Consider the following 16,037-nt stretch of genomic DNA (forward strand, 5'->3'; position numbering starts at 1 on the left):
GCGTCAATCTCGCGCTTGTTCCCACGCCCTGGGAAAAATCATGGCGACCCTGGCGCCTTTGCCCGGTGAACTCGTGATCTCCAGATTGCCTCCGTGCAGGGCCATGATCCTCTGCGCGACAGCCAATCCCATTCCGGTCCCCACCGCCTTGGTGGTGAAGAACGGGTCGCGGACAAAGGGGATATCCTGCTCGGAAATTCCTCGTCCTTTGTCCACAACGAGCACGACGAGGGCGTCCTCGTTTGCCCGTGCTTCGATGGTCACAATCTTGTCTTGATCGGGCGCTCCGCCATAGGACTCGAAGGCGTTTTCCAGGATCGCGTCCAGGGCCGCGGCCACTTGTCCGGAGTCGGCCTGGATTGTCCAATCCGGGGAAAGCGAGTCGGATACTTCGAGTATTCTTTCGGGATGCGCGGCGCACTCGTGAACACGTTGGACGGCTCCGAGCAGCACGTCTTGCACGGCAAGACGCTCGAACGTCCCCGGGACGATGGAGACGTACTCCCGGACGGCGGCGGCCATCCGCTCCAGACGCTGGGCCGACTCCATCACGCTTCGGAGATACTCCGCGACCTTGTCCGGGTTGTCCGTGTGCTTTGCGGCGAGCCCCGCGAACCCGCCGATGGTCATGATCGGATTGCGGATTTGGTGGGCAATGGACAGGGCCAGGTTGTTCAGGCTGTCGGCCCGCTGCTGCTCCGCGAGACGCTTCTCTTCCAGAGCGGCCTTTTCCCGCTGGTGCATCAGGTGCAGCTCGGTCAGGTCCTGAACCAGGACGACCAACCTCCAGTCGTCCCCGCCGAAACGCAGGAACGAAGAGGTGATCTTCAAGAAAAACCACTGGCCGTCCGGCCTCGCGTACCAGACTTCCCGGCTCTCCCGAACCCGCGCCTCCTGAATCACGTCCAGGATCGCGTCGTTGAACTCGTTGTTCTCGGGATGGTCGATAAACAAAACGCTCCATCCCTGCTCCAGCAGCGTGTCTTTGGAAAAGCCGAGAATGGCGGCCAAAAGAGCGTTGACCTGAAAAACCCGTCCTTCCTTGCCCACGATCATCAAACCGGCGGGCATGCTTTCCAGCACGTTTTCGACAACGCTCTCCCGGATCAACTCATTCGGATCGTTGTCCGGGACGACGCTCCGCTTGCCGGATTCTTGCCAGACCTCGGAGGGAGACGTTTTCGGCTCCAAAAGGGATTTTCGAGAAGGAGGGGGCATCGGGAATTTCTCCATTCGACTCGTCCAAGATCGGCAAGCCGCGGTGAAGGTCGAAGTCGACCCTATATCGCAACCTCGGCGTTTGCCAAGACAATGCTCGGGGAATGTTAGGGGAAGCGTCCTCGAGCCTTCTTTGTGGAGCAGCGCCTTCAACAAAATTGCCAGGGCCACATGACGTTTCTAAAAACGGCGCCGTGCCGCCCGCTTGCCCTCCAATCCGGCACGGTGTAGACAATTCCATTTTTTGCCGTGCTCAAAATGAACTGCTGCCCGGCTTCATCCCTCTTTCCAGAACCAAATCGAATGCACCCAGAATCATCTTCCCCGTCATCTCCCCCTGTCGAAGCGGCCGAAACGGACCAACAGGCCCAACCCCTTGAACTTCCGTCCTGCGTGAAACACATTCGGGTGGGCGGGAAGGACGTGTATCTCGTGGGCACGGCCCATGTGTCCAAGCAGAGCGTTGAGGACGTCCGGACCACGGTGGAGATGGTTCATCCGGACACCATCTGCGTGGAACTGTGCCCGTCCCGGCATCGGGCTTTGATAGACCGGGACGGCTGGCGCAAGATGGACATCATGCGGGTGATCCGGGAGCGTAAGACGCCGTTTCTGCTGGCCCAACTGGTCCTTTCCTCGTTCTACCGCAAGCTGGGCGACCAACTGGGCATCCAGCCCGGAGCGGACATGGCCGAGGGCGTGCGCTTGGCCAAGGAGACCGAGGCCCATCTGGTCCTGGCGGACCGGGAGGTGGAGATCACCTTGAAACGGACTTGGCGGCATCTGGGCTTTCTGGAAAAATTCAAGATGGTCGGGCAACTGCTGATGGGCCTGCTCTTTGCGGGCAAAATCGACGACAGCGTTGTCGAATCCCTGAAGCAGAAGGACCAGATGGAAATCCTGATGGACGCCTTTGCGGACGAATTCCCCCAGGTCAAGCGTCGGCTCATCGACGAGCGCGACCTGTTCCTGGCCCAGAAGATCCGCGAGGCCCCAGGCCAAACCGTGGTCGCCGTGGTCGGAGCCGGGCATATGGCCGGGATAGAAAACCACATTCACCAGGATACGGACCTCGGCCCTCTGACGGTCCTGCCGCCAAAATCCAATATCGGCTCCTTCCTGAAATGGGCCATTCCCATCGCCATCGTGGCCCTGATCGCCTGGGGATTCCTGAAAGAAGGCCAGGCCCACGCCATGGAATCGGCCATCATCTGGGTCGCCCTGAACAGCGTTCTTGCCGGGCTGGGCGCGGTGCTGGCCTGGGCCCATCCGTTGACCGTACTCACGGCCATGGTCGCCTCGCCGTTCACCAGCCTGAATCCGATGATCGCCGCCGGATTCGTGGCCGGATTCGTCCAGGCCCTGATTCGGCGGCCCACCGTGGCGGACCTGGAAGACCTGCCCCAGGCCATCACCTCCCTGAAGGGCTTCTGGACCAACCCCCTGTGCCGGATTCTGCTGGTGGTCGCCCTGGTCAACCTGGGCAGCTCCCTGGCGGCCTTCATCTCCGGCGGCTGGATCGCGGCCCGGACGTTTTGATCAAAGGCCGCCATCCCCGGCGGCCTTTCGCTCTTCCATCCGCCTCCACGCGGCGCTCACCGGACTCCAGGCCGCCTTTCCCTTTCTCCGATACCCGCGACGAATCCGCTAGCGCGCCTTGCGCGCCACTCATTGACTTCGGCCCTGATCCACATTTCGATTACGACCTGCTGATCCCGGCCTTGCGAGGACATTCTCCGAGAAGGTGTTCTTGTTGACAAATTCGAACAGTTGTTCGAAACTGCTGTTCGAACAGCATGGAGGACAAGAAATGGCAAACACGGAAAGGCGCAATGGAGACGTCAAGGAGCGGCTGATCGCAGCCGCCGGGGAACTCTTTGCCGCACGGGGGTACCAGGGCGCGACCGTGCGAGATATCTGCAGGAAAGCCGACGCCCATGTTGGCGCGGTGAACTACCATTTTCGCGACAAGCAAGGCCTTTTCGCCGCTACTCTTGAACACGCCCATCAGTGGTCCGTGCGGAAGTATCCGCCGGATGCCGGACTCGGCCCAAAAGCGTCCGCAGAAGAGCGCTTACGAGCCTTCATCCGCTCGTTCCTGCTGCGCGTGGTGGTGGGAGACGCGCCGGACTGGCACGGTCGGCTGATGGCCCGAGAAATGGCCGAGCCTTCGGAAGCCTTGAGCCGGATGGTCCGCAACTCCATCCATCCCTTGTATCTCTACTTGGCGGACATTGTCCGGGAACTGCTGGCCATGCCACGGGACGAGGACAATATCGACGAGACCATCTTCCTGTGTTCCATGAGCGTCACCAGCCAATGCCTGTTATATTTCACCAGTCGCCACGTCATCGCGGCCCTGTATCCGACGGACGTCGTCGTCACGGACGTGGAGCGCCTGACCGACCACATCACGCGATTTTCCTTGGGGGGTATCCGGGCCGTCGCCGATGGCCCGTACCGTCGCGCGGTATCGCCCGCGATCATTTAACCACACGGAGGTTTCATGAAGATCAGCGCGGAAAAGCAGAGGGAGATGCTCTGGACCATGCAGCTGTCCCGCCGGTTTGAGGACGAGCTGGCCGAGTTGTGCAAGATCGAAGGCAAAATCCCCGGAATGACGATCCTCAGCACCGGACAGGAGGCCGTGGGCTCCGGGGCTTGCGCGGCCCTGGCCCCGGAGGACGTGATCATCTCCAACCACCGCAGCCACAACCACCTTCTGGCCAAGGGGGCCGATCCCAACTCCCTGATGGCCGAGATCTACTGCAAGCGCACCGGCTGCAACAAGGGCAAGAGCGGCACGCTGCACCTGGCCGTGCCCGAGGTCAACGCGCCCTGTACCTCCACCGTGGTCGGCGCCGGGCCGCCCATAGCAGTGGGCCAGGCCTTTGCCCAACAGTACAAGGGCGAACAGCGGGTCACGGTCTGCTTTTTCGGCGACGGCGCGGCGGCAGAGGGATCAGTGCACGAGGCCATGAACCTGGCCGCGCTGTGGCGGCTGCCGGTGATCTTCATCTGCGAGAACAACGTCTACGCCGGGGCCCAGCGCTATGAAGAGCACGCCCCGAACCCGAGCATGGCCGACCGGGCCACGGCCTACGCCATGCCCGGCGAGGCGGTGGACGGCAACGACGCCCTGGCCGTGTATCGGGCCGTGCGGGACGCCAGGGAGCGTGCATTGGCCGGAGAAGGGCCGAGCCTCATCGAGTGCAAGACCTACCGCTGCCGGGGCCACGCAGAAGCCGATCCCCAGCATTATCAGCCCAAGGAAGAGATTTGCGCCTGGCAGGAAAAATGCCCCATCCCCCGCCTGCGGGACGACCTCCTGGCCCAAGGGCTGATCACCGCCGCGGACGTTCAGGCAATGGACGACCGGGTCGAGGCTCTCGTGAAGGAAGCGGTCCGTTTTGCCGAGGACAGTCCGTACCCCACCCCGGAGGAGGCGCTGGAGGATGTTCTGGTGGCGTGACTGATTGGAAAAGCCGCGGTAGAGGATCGCCCTTTCAGGGCTCTTCTTGTTGGACCATCTCCGTCCCAGGGCGTTGCCCTGGGATTCAGGAAGTATTCTACGTAGCCTTGAAGGGGCGGCCTAAAAGGAAGAGACTCTTCCAAAAAGGCAACTACTCAGCACAGAGAAATTCTGTTGCCGGGGTCGGGGTCGGGATCGGGATCGAAAACGCTGGGATGCGTTCTAAATTCTTTCTGTTTCGATTCCGACTCCGATAGCGAAGCGCCGACCCCGACACCGATTGCCGGTGCAAGATCGGACACAAAATGTACTGAGTAGTTACCCAAAAAGAACATTATGCTCCCTCATCAAAGGAAGGACACCATGCAGAAACTCGGAATGGGACAAGCCATAAATCAGGCCTTGCGTGAGGAAATGCGCCGCGACCCCAACGTGTTCATCGCCGGGGAAGGCGTGGGCGTGAGCATTCACTTGAACCCCATGTTTCCCACACACGGCCTGCTGGAGGAATTCGGGCCCGGGCGGATCAAGGACACCCCGGTATCCGAAGCAGCCATCGCCGGATTGGCCGTGGGTGCGGCCGAAGCCGGGCTGCGGCCGGTGGTGGAGATCATGTTCAATCCCTTCTTCACCCTGGCCTCGGACATGATCGTCAACCACGCGGCCAAGCTGCGTTACCTGTCCGGCGGCAAATCTACGTTTCCCCTGGTGGTGCGCATGAAATCCGGCGCGGGAATCGGCGCCGGATGTCAGCATTCGCATAACCTGGAGGCCTGGGCGGCCCATTGCCCCGGCCTGAAGGTGGTCATGCCGGCCACGGCGGCGGACGCCAAGGGACTGCTCAAATCAGCCATCCGGGACGACAATCCGGTGATCTTCATCGAGCACATGGGCCTGTACTTCGCGCCCATGCCCGTGCCCGAAGGGGAATATCTCACCCCCATCGGCAAGGCCGAGGTCAAGCGACCGGGCACGGACGTGACCGTGGTCACCTGGTCCGGCATGCTCGGCGTGGCCATGGCCGCAGCGGAAAAGCTGGCCCAGGAAGGCGTGGAGGTGGAGATCGTGGATCTGCGCACCCTGGTTCCCCTGGACAAGGAAGCCATCCTCGCTTCCGTGGCCAAGACCGGCCGACTGGTGGTCCTGCACGAAGCCACCCGCACCGGAGGCTTCGGCGGGGAGATCGCGGCCGTGGTCATGGAGGAAGGCTTCAACCTGCTCAAGGCCCCGCTGCGCCGGGTCACCGGCCCGGACATCCCGGTCCCGGCCAGCCCGCCGCTGGAACGGTTCTATCTCCCCAACGACGAACGACTGGTCACGGCCATCAAGGAGATTTTGTAACTCCGGGTCATGGACATGATGTGAATGACCACCAATCTGTTTTTCTCCTGAAAAACTAAGTAAATGAATGGCTTTTAAGGCGTTCGAATAAATTTCGCCACCCACATGTAAACAAATTGAGGTTACACAGATGAAATCGCGTATTGCTCAATCAATTGACCTGAAGCTCAATCCCGTGGCCATAATCCTGGCCGATGAGGAACCGAAACAGTCCCTGCGTTTCAAGCCCGGCAAATTTGGCTGTGTTATGTTTCTGTTCGCCAATGCGGCCAAAGGCAAAACCGTTGCATTCGAAAAAGAAACCTACGGATGCTGGGGCGGCGGAGTGGGACTGGGGTTTGGCAACGCCTATCAACAGTTTCCGGGCGGAGAGGTATGTTTCGCCCATTTTCTTTCGTCAGGCAATGAGCAATGGGAAACTGGCCGGGCCGTGGGCAAGGCTGTTGAAGAGCACGCGGGCAAGGCCTTTGCAGATGATTTCCTGAAAGGTGAACGGTATCGCAAAACTCCAGAGTTGGTCCACGACTTCATCGCCGCACTGCCCATCACCGAGATCCCGGCTAAGTATGTCCTATTCAAGCCCTTGGGCGAAGTCGACCTGGACCGGGAGACCCCGCGAACCGTGGTTTTCGTGGTTGATGCAGATCAGTTGTCCGCCCTGGTCATTCTGGCCAATTATGGCCGCAAGGGCATCGAGAACGTGATTATCCCCTGGGCTGCGGGCTGTCAGACCATTGGTATCTTGCCCTACGCAGAAGGCGACAGGGAGCACCCCAGGGCCGTGGTGGGCCTGACGGACATGTCAGCCCGCAAAGCTGTGCGGAAGACGCTGGGCAAGGACCATCTCTCCTTTGCCATGCCCTGGCGGCTCTTCCAGGAAATGGAGGAGAATGTTCCCGGCAGTTTTCTGGAATGCCGGGCCTGGGCGAGCTTGCAAGATCCGGAGCAGTAAGCGGCATCATCAGGCCTTTTGGTCAAGCCCGAAGTAAAACAGGCCTGATGGCCGACCGACAGTCATCCATCGAACCGCAACGCACGGGAGGAGCCATGCGCATCAACCGACGGAAATTTCTGCACTACTCGACCCTGGTGGCCTCGTCCCTGGCCCTGAGCGGCCTGCCCCTCTACGCCTACAACCCCCAGTCCGGGGCCGGTCCCCGGGACGGGGTGCGCCGCAGCTATTGCGGCCTGTGTCACCCGCGCTGCGGCACCCTCTTGCACATGAAGGACGGCAAGGTCTTCGAGGTCAGCGGTGACCCGGACCATCCGGTGACCCGTGGCCTGATCTGCGAGCGGGGGTTGCTCATGCCGGAGCATATCCATCACCCGGACCGGATCAATCATCCCTTGAAGCGGGTCGGGGCTCGGGGCGAGGGGAAATGGGAGCGGATTTCCTGGGATCAGGCCCTGGACGAGGTGGCCGCCAGGCTGAGTCGGCTGCGTGACGCCCACGGGCCGGAAACCCTGGGCTTCACCCACGGCACCAGCCGGACCCATCACTGGGACTGCCGCCGGTTCTACAACCTGTTCGGCTCGCCCAACGTCTGCGGGGCGAACAACATCTGCATGTGCCCGTCCTACGCCACGGAGTTCGCCACCTACGGCGGCATGGCCCGGGGCAATGCCCGGCAGGCCAAGTGCCTGGTGGTCTGGGGCAAGGCCTCGGCCAATTCCTCGCCCATCCAGGCCTGGCCGGCCACCCAGCAGGCCAGGCGCAACGGGGCGACGATCATCGTGGTGGATCCCCGGGAGATCGAGGAAGTGGCCCTGGCGGACATGTGGCTGCAGATCCGGCCGGGCACGGACCTGGCCCTGATGCTGGGCTGGATCCGGCTGATCATTGAAGAAGAGCTGTACGACGCGGACTTCGTGGCCCAGTGGACCGTGGGCTTCGACGAACTGCGGGACGCGGTGCGGGAGTACACCCCGGAAAAGGTCAGCGGGATCACCTGGCTGCCCGTGGAGCAGATCACTGCCGCGGCCCGGATCTACGCCACCTCCAAGCCGGCCCAGCTGCCCTATGCCTACGGCCTGGACAAGCAGGGCATCAATTCCACCCAGTGCGCCCGGGCTCGGGCCATTTTGCGGGCCATCACCGGCAACCTGGAGATTCCCGGCGGTGAGACCTTTGGCCAGACCCCGGAGGTGGCCCGTGTACGCGGGGAATTCGACCTGGTGGCCGCCGAGGCCATCGGGCCGGAGCAGCGGGCCAAACAGCTCGGCGCGGACACATATCCCTTTTTCGGCTTCCCCGGCTGGGAGCGCAACCTGGCCAACAACCGGAAGCTGCCCCGGGGCCAGGTCAACCCGCCGTCCATGTACCGGACCTGCGTGGCCCACATCCGGGATGTGTTCCAGGCGGCGATCACCAAAAAGCCCTACCCGATCACGGCCATGCTTTCCGTGGCCAGCAACCCGATGCTCTCCTTCCCGGACCCCAAAATGGTCTTCGACGCCCTGACCGCCCTGGAACTGTACGTGGTCATGGAATACTACATGACCCCCTCCGCGGCCCTGGCGGACTATGTCTTCCCCTCGGCCACCACGGTGGAGCAGCCCGAACTGTGGGTCACCGGCGGGTTCTGCATGGCCTGTCCTCCGGGCATCGAGCCGCTCTACGAACGCCGGGACACCTATCAGTTCTACCGCGGCCTGGGTCTGCGCCTGGGCCAGGAAAACGACTGGCCGTGGGAGAACCTGGAGCAGGCCTGCGACTTTCGTCTGGAGCCCACGGGGCTGACCTTCCGGGAGCTGACCGAGCAGTACGGTTTTTTCGGCACGCCCGAATTCAAGCGCTACGAAACTTCAGGCTTCGGCACTCCGTCGGGCAAGGTGGAGCTGTATTCCAGCATCTTCGAGGAGTTGGGTTGCGAGCCTCTGCCCACGTACAAGGAGCCCCTCTGGAGTCCGGCCGGGAATTCGGATCTGGCCCGGGAGTTTCCGCTGATCCTGATCACCGGCAGCCGGTTCATGCCCATGTACCATTCCGAGCAGCGCCAGATCACGTCGGCCCGGAAGGTGAATCCGGATCCGCTGGTCCTGCTGCACCCGGAAACAGCCCGGGAACTGGGACTGGAGAACGATCAGTGGGTGCTCGTGACCTCGCCCAAGGGCAAAATCCGGATGCGCCTGCGCACCTCCACCCGCATTCATCCGCGAATGGCCGACGCCCAGCACGGCTGGTGGTTCCCGGAGCGCAGGCAGGAGCTTCCGGAACTCTTCGGGGTCTACGAATCCAACGCCAACATGCTCTGCCCGCTGGAGCCGGAACATTGCAGCCCGGAAATCGGCTCCTGGCCGCATTCGGCGTTGTTGTGTCGGGTTGAGGCCGCGTAATACCAATTCTACTTCGGCAATGCGTTTTTCGCTTGAGAAAATGCAGTTATCGGGGTCGGCGTCGGTATCGGTATCGGTATCGGGATAGATACTGTTTGTTCGCCAATAATCCTAATTCGACCCCGATGCCGATACCGAAAGAGAAGCTTTGAATGAGAAATGGTATAACGGGTCAATCCGTCCCAACGCCTAAACGCCTGAACCGCCCGGAACCATAGGTTCCGGGCGGTTCAGGCGTTTTTGGCCGACAATCAAACATACCCGGCGCTTAGCAGCAGGCTCGCGCCCAGGATGATTATCAAGGCCGCGCCCAGGCAGGCCAGGGTGCGGTGCAGGATGGCGAAGAGGCGTTTAGAGCGACGGCTGACGCCCAGCACGGCGTTGGTGGAGCCGACGGTGATCAGTCCCAAGGCCGAGGCGGTCAGGCCCATGCCCAGGGCCAGGGGGATCATGGCCGCCAAACCGGCCCAGAAGACGTTCAGACTGAGGGTGAAGAGCAGGATCAGGGCCGCGCCGGGGCAGGGCATCAGGCCGGTGGCCAGGGACAGGGTGACGATGTCCCTGGGGCTGGAACGCGGGCACTCATCGGCCTCTTCACCGGATTTCCCCTTTGCCGCCCGCCACCAGTCGAGCAAGGTCTTGCCCAGGAGGAAGAAGCCGATGAGTACGATCAGCGCGTAGCTGATGGACTCCAGCCTTCCTTCCACGGAGTGGAACGCGGCGATGTTCGCCCGCCCCAGAGCCCAGGAAAGCCCGACGATGATCACCACCGCGGAGAGGATGTGGGTGGCGGTGATCAGATTGCCGAAAAGCAGGGCCTGTCGCCAGGTTCCCCGTCGGGAGACGAAATAGGAGCAGACGATGGATTTGCCGTGCCCCGGCCCCAGAGCGTGCACCACCCCGTACAGAAACGAGAGCAGCATCAGCTGCCAAGTGGCCGCGCCAAAAGGCCGTTCCTGGATCTGGCGGGCGTAGCTGGTCATTCGCTGGCGCAGCTCGCGTTGCAGGGCGATCATCTCGGCGAAAAACGGAGGCGTGATGCGCGGGCCCGCGGACGAAGGGCGGGCCAAAGGACGGTCCGGAGGTTCGCGGGAGGTCTGCCCGAATTGCTCTTCCATGGCCGGATGGTGGTCCTGGGAGGGCTGTTCCACGGACGGAGCGGCGGGCCGTTCCCGGGACGGAGGCGTGAGAAACGGATTTTGGGCCAGGGCTTGGCCGATCCAGAGCAACACAAGCATGGCCGTAATCAGGGCGGTTATGGTGGTGCGGATCATGCCGTGGACGCGCTTCCGGAGCGGGAAGCGGAATGGCTACAGGTGATGGGTTTCAAAATCATTGCCGACGTAATCCTGGACCTCGACCCTGCCTTCCAGGGCCGCCAGGGCACTTTCAGCCATAACCCGCGCCTCGGTCAAGCCCAGGACCACCTCGATCCGGGCCCAGGGCGCGAGCCGGGCTGTCAGCTCACGCGCCAGCAGCGCGCTGTGGGCCAGGCCGCCGGCGAGCACGATGGCGTCCAACGGGCTCGGATCGTTTGTGGTGACGAGGACCGGCAGCAGCGACGCGACGTGCTTGGCCGTTGCGTAGATAAAAGCGGCGACCACGGACTTGGCCCCGGCGTCCCCTTGTCGGACAATCTCCTCAATTTCCCGGAAATCGTTGGTCCCCAGGTGCGCGAACAACCCGCCTTCGCGGAGCACGGCGCGGCGCAGATCGGGAATATCCATGACGCCGTCCTCCAGAAGCCGGAGCAGAGGCAGGATCGGCAGAGCCCCGCTGCGCTCCGGGCTCATCGGCCCCTCGCCGTCCAGGGCATTGGTCACGTCCACCACCCGCCCGCGGCGATGTGCGCCGATACTTATGCCGCCTCCCAGATGGGCGACGATGAATTTGCCGTTTTCGTAATCAACTCCCAGACGGCGGGCCGCCTCCCGGGCCGCGCCGCGCTGGGACAGGGCGTGGAAGGTACTCCGGCGGCGGATGCGCGGCAGGCCGGTCAGCCTGGCTTCCGGGCACAGCTCGTCCGTGACCACCGGATCCACGATCAGCGCCTGGCCTCCGCAGCGCTGCGCAATCTCCAGTGCCAACGGCGCGCCCAGATTGCAAGGATGCTCCCCAAAGCGTCGCAAGCGCAAATCCCCAAGCATCTGCGCGTCAATCCGATACACCCCGCCGGGCAACGGGGCCAGCAACCCGCCCCTGCCCACCACGGCGTCCAGCCGATTTTCACCCGCCTGGTCGAGAACAGCGAGGATGGGTTCCAGGCGCAGCGCGAACTGGCTCCAGACGTCGGGAAACCCGGCCAGCTCGGCCTTGGAATGCTGAACCTCGCGGGACAACGTCGGCTCCAGGTCTTGGAACAGGACGACCTTCGTGGAGGTGGAGCCGGGGTTGATGGTCAGGATGGTCTTTTTCATGAATGTCCGGGGGGTCAGAGGTCGACTGGATGATGATGTTCCGAATCGTGGCTCACGGCTCGCACCAGATAGACCGCCAGGGCCATGGAAAGCAGCTTGGACCTGGGAGAGTCGCCGCGGGAGGGAACGACGATGGGCACGGAGCTGCCCACCACGACTCCGGCCACGTCCAGGCCGAGCAGGGTGTTCAGGCATTTGTAGAGCACGTTGCCGCTTTCGATGTCCGGCGTGATCAGAATGTCGGCCTGACCGGCGACTTCGTTCTGGAAACGCTTGCTGGCCGCGGCCTTGGCCGAGAGCGCGAGGTCCAGGGCCATGGGACCGGCCACATGGGCGTCGCCGAGGGCGCCTTCCCGGCCCATGCGCGCGATCAGATCTGCGTCCAGGGTGGACGGCATGGCCGGATAGTTGACCTTTTCCGTGGCCGCGAGCATCGCCGCCCTTGGAGCCGCAATCCCCAGGGCTCGGGCCACGGTCAGGGCGTTGCGCAGGATTTCCACCTTGCGCTGCAGGTTGGGGCGGATGTTGACCGCGGCGTCGCTGAGCAGCATCAGCTTGCCGGAATGCGGGTTCTCGAACACCGTGACATGGCTGAGAATGCCCTGGGGCGGAACGCCGCCGGTCTTGTCCAGCACGGCCTTGAGCAGCGTACTTGTGGAGACGGCTCCCTTCATGATCAGCGCGGCCTCGCCCTCCCGAAACATCCGGACGGCCTCCCGCACCGCGGCCTCGTCGTCCGGAAGGTCGACGCCGCGCAAGTCCGAAATGTCCGCGCCCAGATTCTCGGCGATGCGCCGGGTGGCGTCCATGTCGCCGATAAACACGGGCTCCACCACGCCTGCGGCGTAAGCCTGCATCGCGGCCTCCAGTACGAAGGCGTCCCCGGAACGGGCAATGGCCAACTTTGGGCTTTGGTCAGCCGTGGCCGCCGAACGGATCAGATCGTCGAGGGAAGTGATGGTCATGGGAGTCATGGGTGTCATCGGTGTCAACGAAACGGCCGAAGATATCATTCGTCCCCGCGCTTGAGGGCGATCATCCCGGAACGGCACAGGCTCTTGATGCCGTGGGGCTTGAGCATGTTGATCAACCCGTCCACCCGTTCCCGGTCCCCGCTCATTTCCACGGTGATGGTCCGTCGGCCCATGCCCACCACGTTGGCCCGGAACACCTCGAAGATCTGCATGATCTGGGTGGTGGTGGCCGGGTCCATGGCCACCTTGACCAGGATCAGCTCCCGGTCCACGAATTCCTTGCGTCGCAGATCGTCCATGCCGATAATCACGTCCATCGCGGCCATGTCCTCGGTGATCCGCTGGACGTCCTCGTCGGTCCCGTCCAGGCCGATGGTCAGCCGGGAAATGTCCGGGTCCTCGGTCTCCCCGGCGGAGATACTGCGGATGTTGACGTTGTATTTCCGGATGGCCTGGGCCATGTCGGCCAGGACTCCCGGTTTGTTTTTGGTCAAGGCGGATATGGTCTGGGTCATGAAGGAGACCTCCTTGTTCTGGCGGAATGCTGCCTGTTTAAATATTTATACATAAATGTAATATTAGAAGCTAAACTGATAAAAAAATGAGCATTGGAATACAAAAATGTAATAAAATTGTTTCCTGCCTTGCGGAGAGATTTGTAATCTCCTAATATATCATGCAATATTTTCTTGGAACGACTTTTGCTAAATTGCGTGCAAATGGAACAGGCCCTGAGGAAACAGAGGGGACGAGCCACGGGAGAGGCCTTTATGGAGAGTGCTCGTCTCCCGCGCTGGTCGCCGCGCTTTCTGCCGGGGACGATTCTGAACAGGACGTCAGGTTTGCAAGTACGTTTTTTCTTGAGGCCGGATATTTGTCAACACGAGAAGAGCTACAAAGGAGAATTTTCATGAGCGGAATCCAGTCACGTCTGAACGCCATTTCAGCGGTCACCAACTACGTACCCTCCGCGGCACCGCTGAACTTCGCGGAAACCAAGCCCACGGATCTGTTCGGCTGCAACGTCTTCAACGACAAGGTGATGAAGGAACGACTGCCTTCGGATGCTTACAAGTCTTTGAAGAAAACCATTGAGTACGGCGAAAAGTTGGACCCGGCCCTGGCGGACATCGTGGCCAACGCCATGAAGGATTGGGCCATCGAAAAAGGGGCCACCCATTTCACCCACGTATTCTACCCGTTAACCGGCCTGACCGCGGAAAAGCACGACGCCTTCCTGGTCCCGGACGGCAGCGGCGGGGCAATGGCCCAGTTCAGCGGCAAGCTGCTGATCCAGGGCGAGCCGGACGCCTCCAGCTTTCCCTCCGGGGGGTTGCGAACCACCTTCGAAGCCCGCGGTTACACGGCCTGGGACGTGACCAGCCCGGCCTACATCCTGGAAAACCCCAATGGAACCTTCCTGTGCATTCCCACGGCCTTCGTCTCCTGGACCGGCGAGGCCCTGGACAAAAAAACGCCGCTTCTACGCTCCTTGCAGGCCCTGAACAAGCAGGCCAAGCGCGTGCTCGGCCTGTTCGGCGTGGAGACCAAGCTCCCGGTGACCTCCTATGCCGGCCCGGAGCAGGAATACTTCCTGATCGACCGCAACTTCGTCTTCACCCGCCCCGACCTGCTCATCGCCGGTCGCAGCCTGTTCGGAGCCAAGCCGGCCAAGGGCCAGGAATTCGAAGATCAGTACTTTGGAGCCATCCCGCGCCGCGTCCTCTCCTTCATGATGGAAGTGGAGCGGGAGCTGTACAAGCTGGGCGTGCCCGTGAAGACCCGACACAACGAAGTCGCTCCCGGACAGTATGAAATCGCGCCGATCTTCGAGGCCGGCAACCTGGCCACGGACCACAATCAACTGGTGATGACCGTGTTGCGCAACGTGGCCAAGCGCTACGGCATGGAATGTCTGCTGCACGAAAAACCCTTCGCCGGGATCAACGGCTCCGGAAAACACCTGAACTACTCCATCGGCAACGCCGAACTGGGCAGTCTGTTCGATCCGGGGGAAACCCCCCATGAAAACGCCCAATTCCTGATCTTCTGCGCCGCGGCCATCCGGGCCATGCATAAGTTCGGCGCGTTGTTGCGGGCCACCGTGGCCACGGCTTCCAACGACCATCGTCTCGGCGCCAACGAGGCACCTCCGGCGATCATGTCCGTCTACCTGGGCGCGCAACTGACCGACGTGTTCGAGCAGATCAAGGCCGGAGCCGTAAAAGGATCCAAGAAGAAAGACGCCCTGACCGTGGGCGTGGACACCCTGCCGCCGCTGCCCATGGATCCGGGCGACCGCAACCGGACCAGCCCCTTCGCCTTTACCGGCAACCGCTTTGAGTTCCGCGCCGTGGGTTCCGCCCAGTCCATCGCCGGGCCGCAGGTGGCTTTGAACACGATGATGTCCGAGTCCCTGGACTACATGGCCACGGAACTGGAAAAGGCCACCAAGGGCGATCCCGGAAAGCTGAACAACGCCGTCCAGGCCCTGCTCAAAAAAGTCATCATTGAACACGAGGCCATTATCTTCAACGGGGACGGCTATTCCGAGGAATGGCACAAGGAGGCCGAAAAGCGCGGCCTGCCCAACCTGAAGACGACCCCCGAGGCCCTGCCCGAGATTACCAGCAAGCCGGTGATCGAGCTGTTCAAAACCTACGGCGTGCTCTCCGAGGCGGAACTGCATTCACGCCAGGAGATTTATCTGGAGCAGTACAGCAAGACCATCAACACCGAGGCCAACCTGGCCATCCGCCTGGCCAAGACCGTGATCTTTCCGGCCGCCGTGCGCTACCAGGGAGAGTTGGCCGCCACCTGCGCCAACCTCAAGGCCATCGGCCACGACGTGAAGATGATCACCCTGGAGGACGTGACCGCCAAGCTGCGTTCCCTTCAGAAAGCCGTGGGCGATCTGGAGGGTGCGCTGGGGAAGGTCCCTCATGGAGATACCCTCAAGGAAGCCAAGTATTTCTGCGAGGCGATCCTTCCGGCCATCAACACGGTTCGTGAATGGGCCGACTGCCTGGAGACGTTGGTGGCCGACGATCTGTGGGCCCTGCCCAGCTATCAGGAGATGTTGTTCATCAAATAGCCGGGACCCCACGCCTACTGGAAACGAAAAAGGCCGCCCATTGGGCGGCCTTTTTCGTGGTGAAATCAAATTCAACGACGCGGTTCCGTTTTAGAAAGTAACCGCGCGTTATACCATTCTAATGCAAAGCTTCTCTTTCGGGGGCGGTATCGGTATCGGCATCGGGGTCGAATTAGGATTATTAG

The 16,037-nt window shown here is 62.0% G+C and carries 12 protein-coding genes; 7 read left to right on the top strand and 5 right to left on the bottom strand.

Annotated features, from left to right (window positions below; genetic code table 11):
* Nucleotides 1-3: 3 nt before the first annotated feature.
* The gene (locus AC559A_RS06030) at nucleotides 4-1,218 is read right to left on the bottom strand and encodes a two-component system sensor histidine kinase NtrB (protein WP_498816812.1); all 1,215 of its coding nucleotides are present in this window, start codon (nucleotides 1,216-1,218) and stop codon (nucleotides 4-6) included.
* Between the two features lie 393 nt (nucleotides 1,219-1,611).
* Between AC559A_RS06030 and AC559A_RS06035 the strand changes: the two genes are divergently transcribed.
* From AC559A_RS06035 to AC559A_RS06060, 6 genes are all read left to right on the top strand, one after another.
* Nucleotides 1,612-2,757, top strand: coding sequence for a TraB/GumN family protein (locus AC559A_RS06035; protein WP_498816814.1), 1,146 nt, complete (start codon nucleotides 1,612-1,614; stop codon nucleotides 2,755-2,757).
* Nucleotides 2,758-3,028: 271 nt separating this feature from the next.
* Nucleotides 3,029-3,709 carry a DUF1956 domain-containing protein gene (locus tag AC559A_RS06040; protein ID WP_498816816.1) on the top strand — a complete coding sequence of 227 codons (681 nt, stop codon included), beginning with the start codon at nucleotides 3,029-3,031 and terminating at the stop codon, nucleotides 3,707-3,709.
* Nucleotides 3,710-3,724: 15 nt separating this feature from the next.
* The gene (locus tag AC559A_RS06045) at nucleotides 3,725-4,690 is read left to right on the top strand and encodes a thiamine pyrophosphate-dependent dehydrogenase E1 component subunit alpha (protein WP_498816817.1); all 966 of its coding nucleotides are present in this window, start codon (nucleotides 3,725-3,727) and stop codon (nucleotides 4,688-4,690) included.
* Nucleotides 4,691-5,053: 363 nt separating this feature from the next.
* Entirely contained in the window at nucleotides 5,054-6,031 is a 978-nt protein-coding gene (locus AC559A_RS06050; protein WP_498816818.1) for an alpha-ketoacid dehydrogenase subunit beta, read from the top strand.
* Nucleotides 6,032-6,161: 130 nt separating this feature from the next.
* Nucleotides 6,162-6,983: a DUF169 domain-containing protein gene (locus tag AC559A_RS06055; RefSeq protein WP_498816819.1), complete on the top strand. Its 822-nt coding sequence runs from the start codon at nucleotides 6,162-6,164 to the stop codon at nucleotides 6,981-6,983.
* 95 nt (nucleotides 6,984-7,078) lie between these two features.
* Complete coding sequence (locus tag AC559A_RS06060) at nucleotides 7,079-9,367, top strand: molybdopterin-containing oxidoreductase family protein (protein ID WP_498816821.1); 2,289 nt, start codon at nucleotides 7,079-7,081, stop codon at nucleotides 9,365-9,367.
* Nucleotides 9,368-9,618: 251 nt separating this feature from the next.
* Here the strand turns inward: AC559A_RS06060 and AC559A_RS06065 are convergent, their stop codons facing one another.
* From AC559A_RS06065 to ilvN, 4 genes are read right to left on the bottom strand one after another with little or no spacing between them, the layout of a single operon-like run.
* Nucleotides 9,619-10,641: a nickel/cobalt transporter gene (locus AC559A_RS06065; protein WP_498816822.1), complete on the bottom strand. Its 1,023-nt coding sequence runs from the start codon at nucleotides 10,639-10,641 to the stop codon at nucleotides 9,619-9,621.
* Nucleotides 10,642-10,677: 36 nt separating this feature from the next.
* Nucleotides 10,678-11,784, bottom strand: a complete 1,107-nt coding sequence (buk, locus tag AC559A_RS06070) for a butyrate kinase (RefSeq protein ID WP_498816824.1) — start codon at nucleotides 11,782-11,784, stop codon at nucleotides 10,678-10,680.
* A 14-nt stretch (nucleotides 11,785-11,798) separates the two neighbouring features.
* Nucleotides 11,799-12,749, bottom strand: coding sequence for a phosphate acyltransferase (locus AC559A_RS06075; protein WP_498816826.1), 951 nt, complete (start codon nucleotides 12,747-12,749; stop codon nucleotides 11,799-11,801).
* A gap of 44 nt (nucleotides 12,750-12,793) precedes the next feature.
* Nucleotides 12,794-13,273, bottom strand: coding sequence for an acetolactate synthase small subunit (gene ilvN / locus AC559A_RS06080; RefSeq protein ID WP_028573287.1), 480 nt, complete (start codon nucleotides 13,271-13,273; stop codon nucleotides 12,794-12,796).
* A 395-nt stretch (nucleotides 13,274-13,668) separates the two neighbouring features.
* On the opposite strand from ilvN, the gene AC559A_RS06085 reads away from it, so the two are divergent.
* Entirely contained in the window at nucleotides 13,669-15,852 is a 2,184-nt protein-coding gene (locus AC559A_RS06085) for a glutamine synthetase III family protein (protein WP_028573288.1), read from the top strand.
* The last annotated feature ends 185 nt before the right edge of the window (nucleotides 15,853-16,037 follow it).

This window comes from Desulfonatronum zhilinae (genome assembly GCF_900182865.1).
Classification (GTDB): domain Bacteria; phylum Desulfobacterota; class Desulfovibrionia; order Desulfovibrionales; family Desulfonatronaceae; genus Desulfonatronum; species Desulfonatronum lacustre.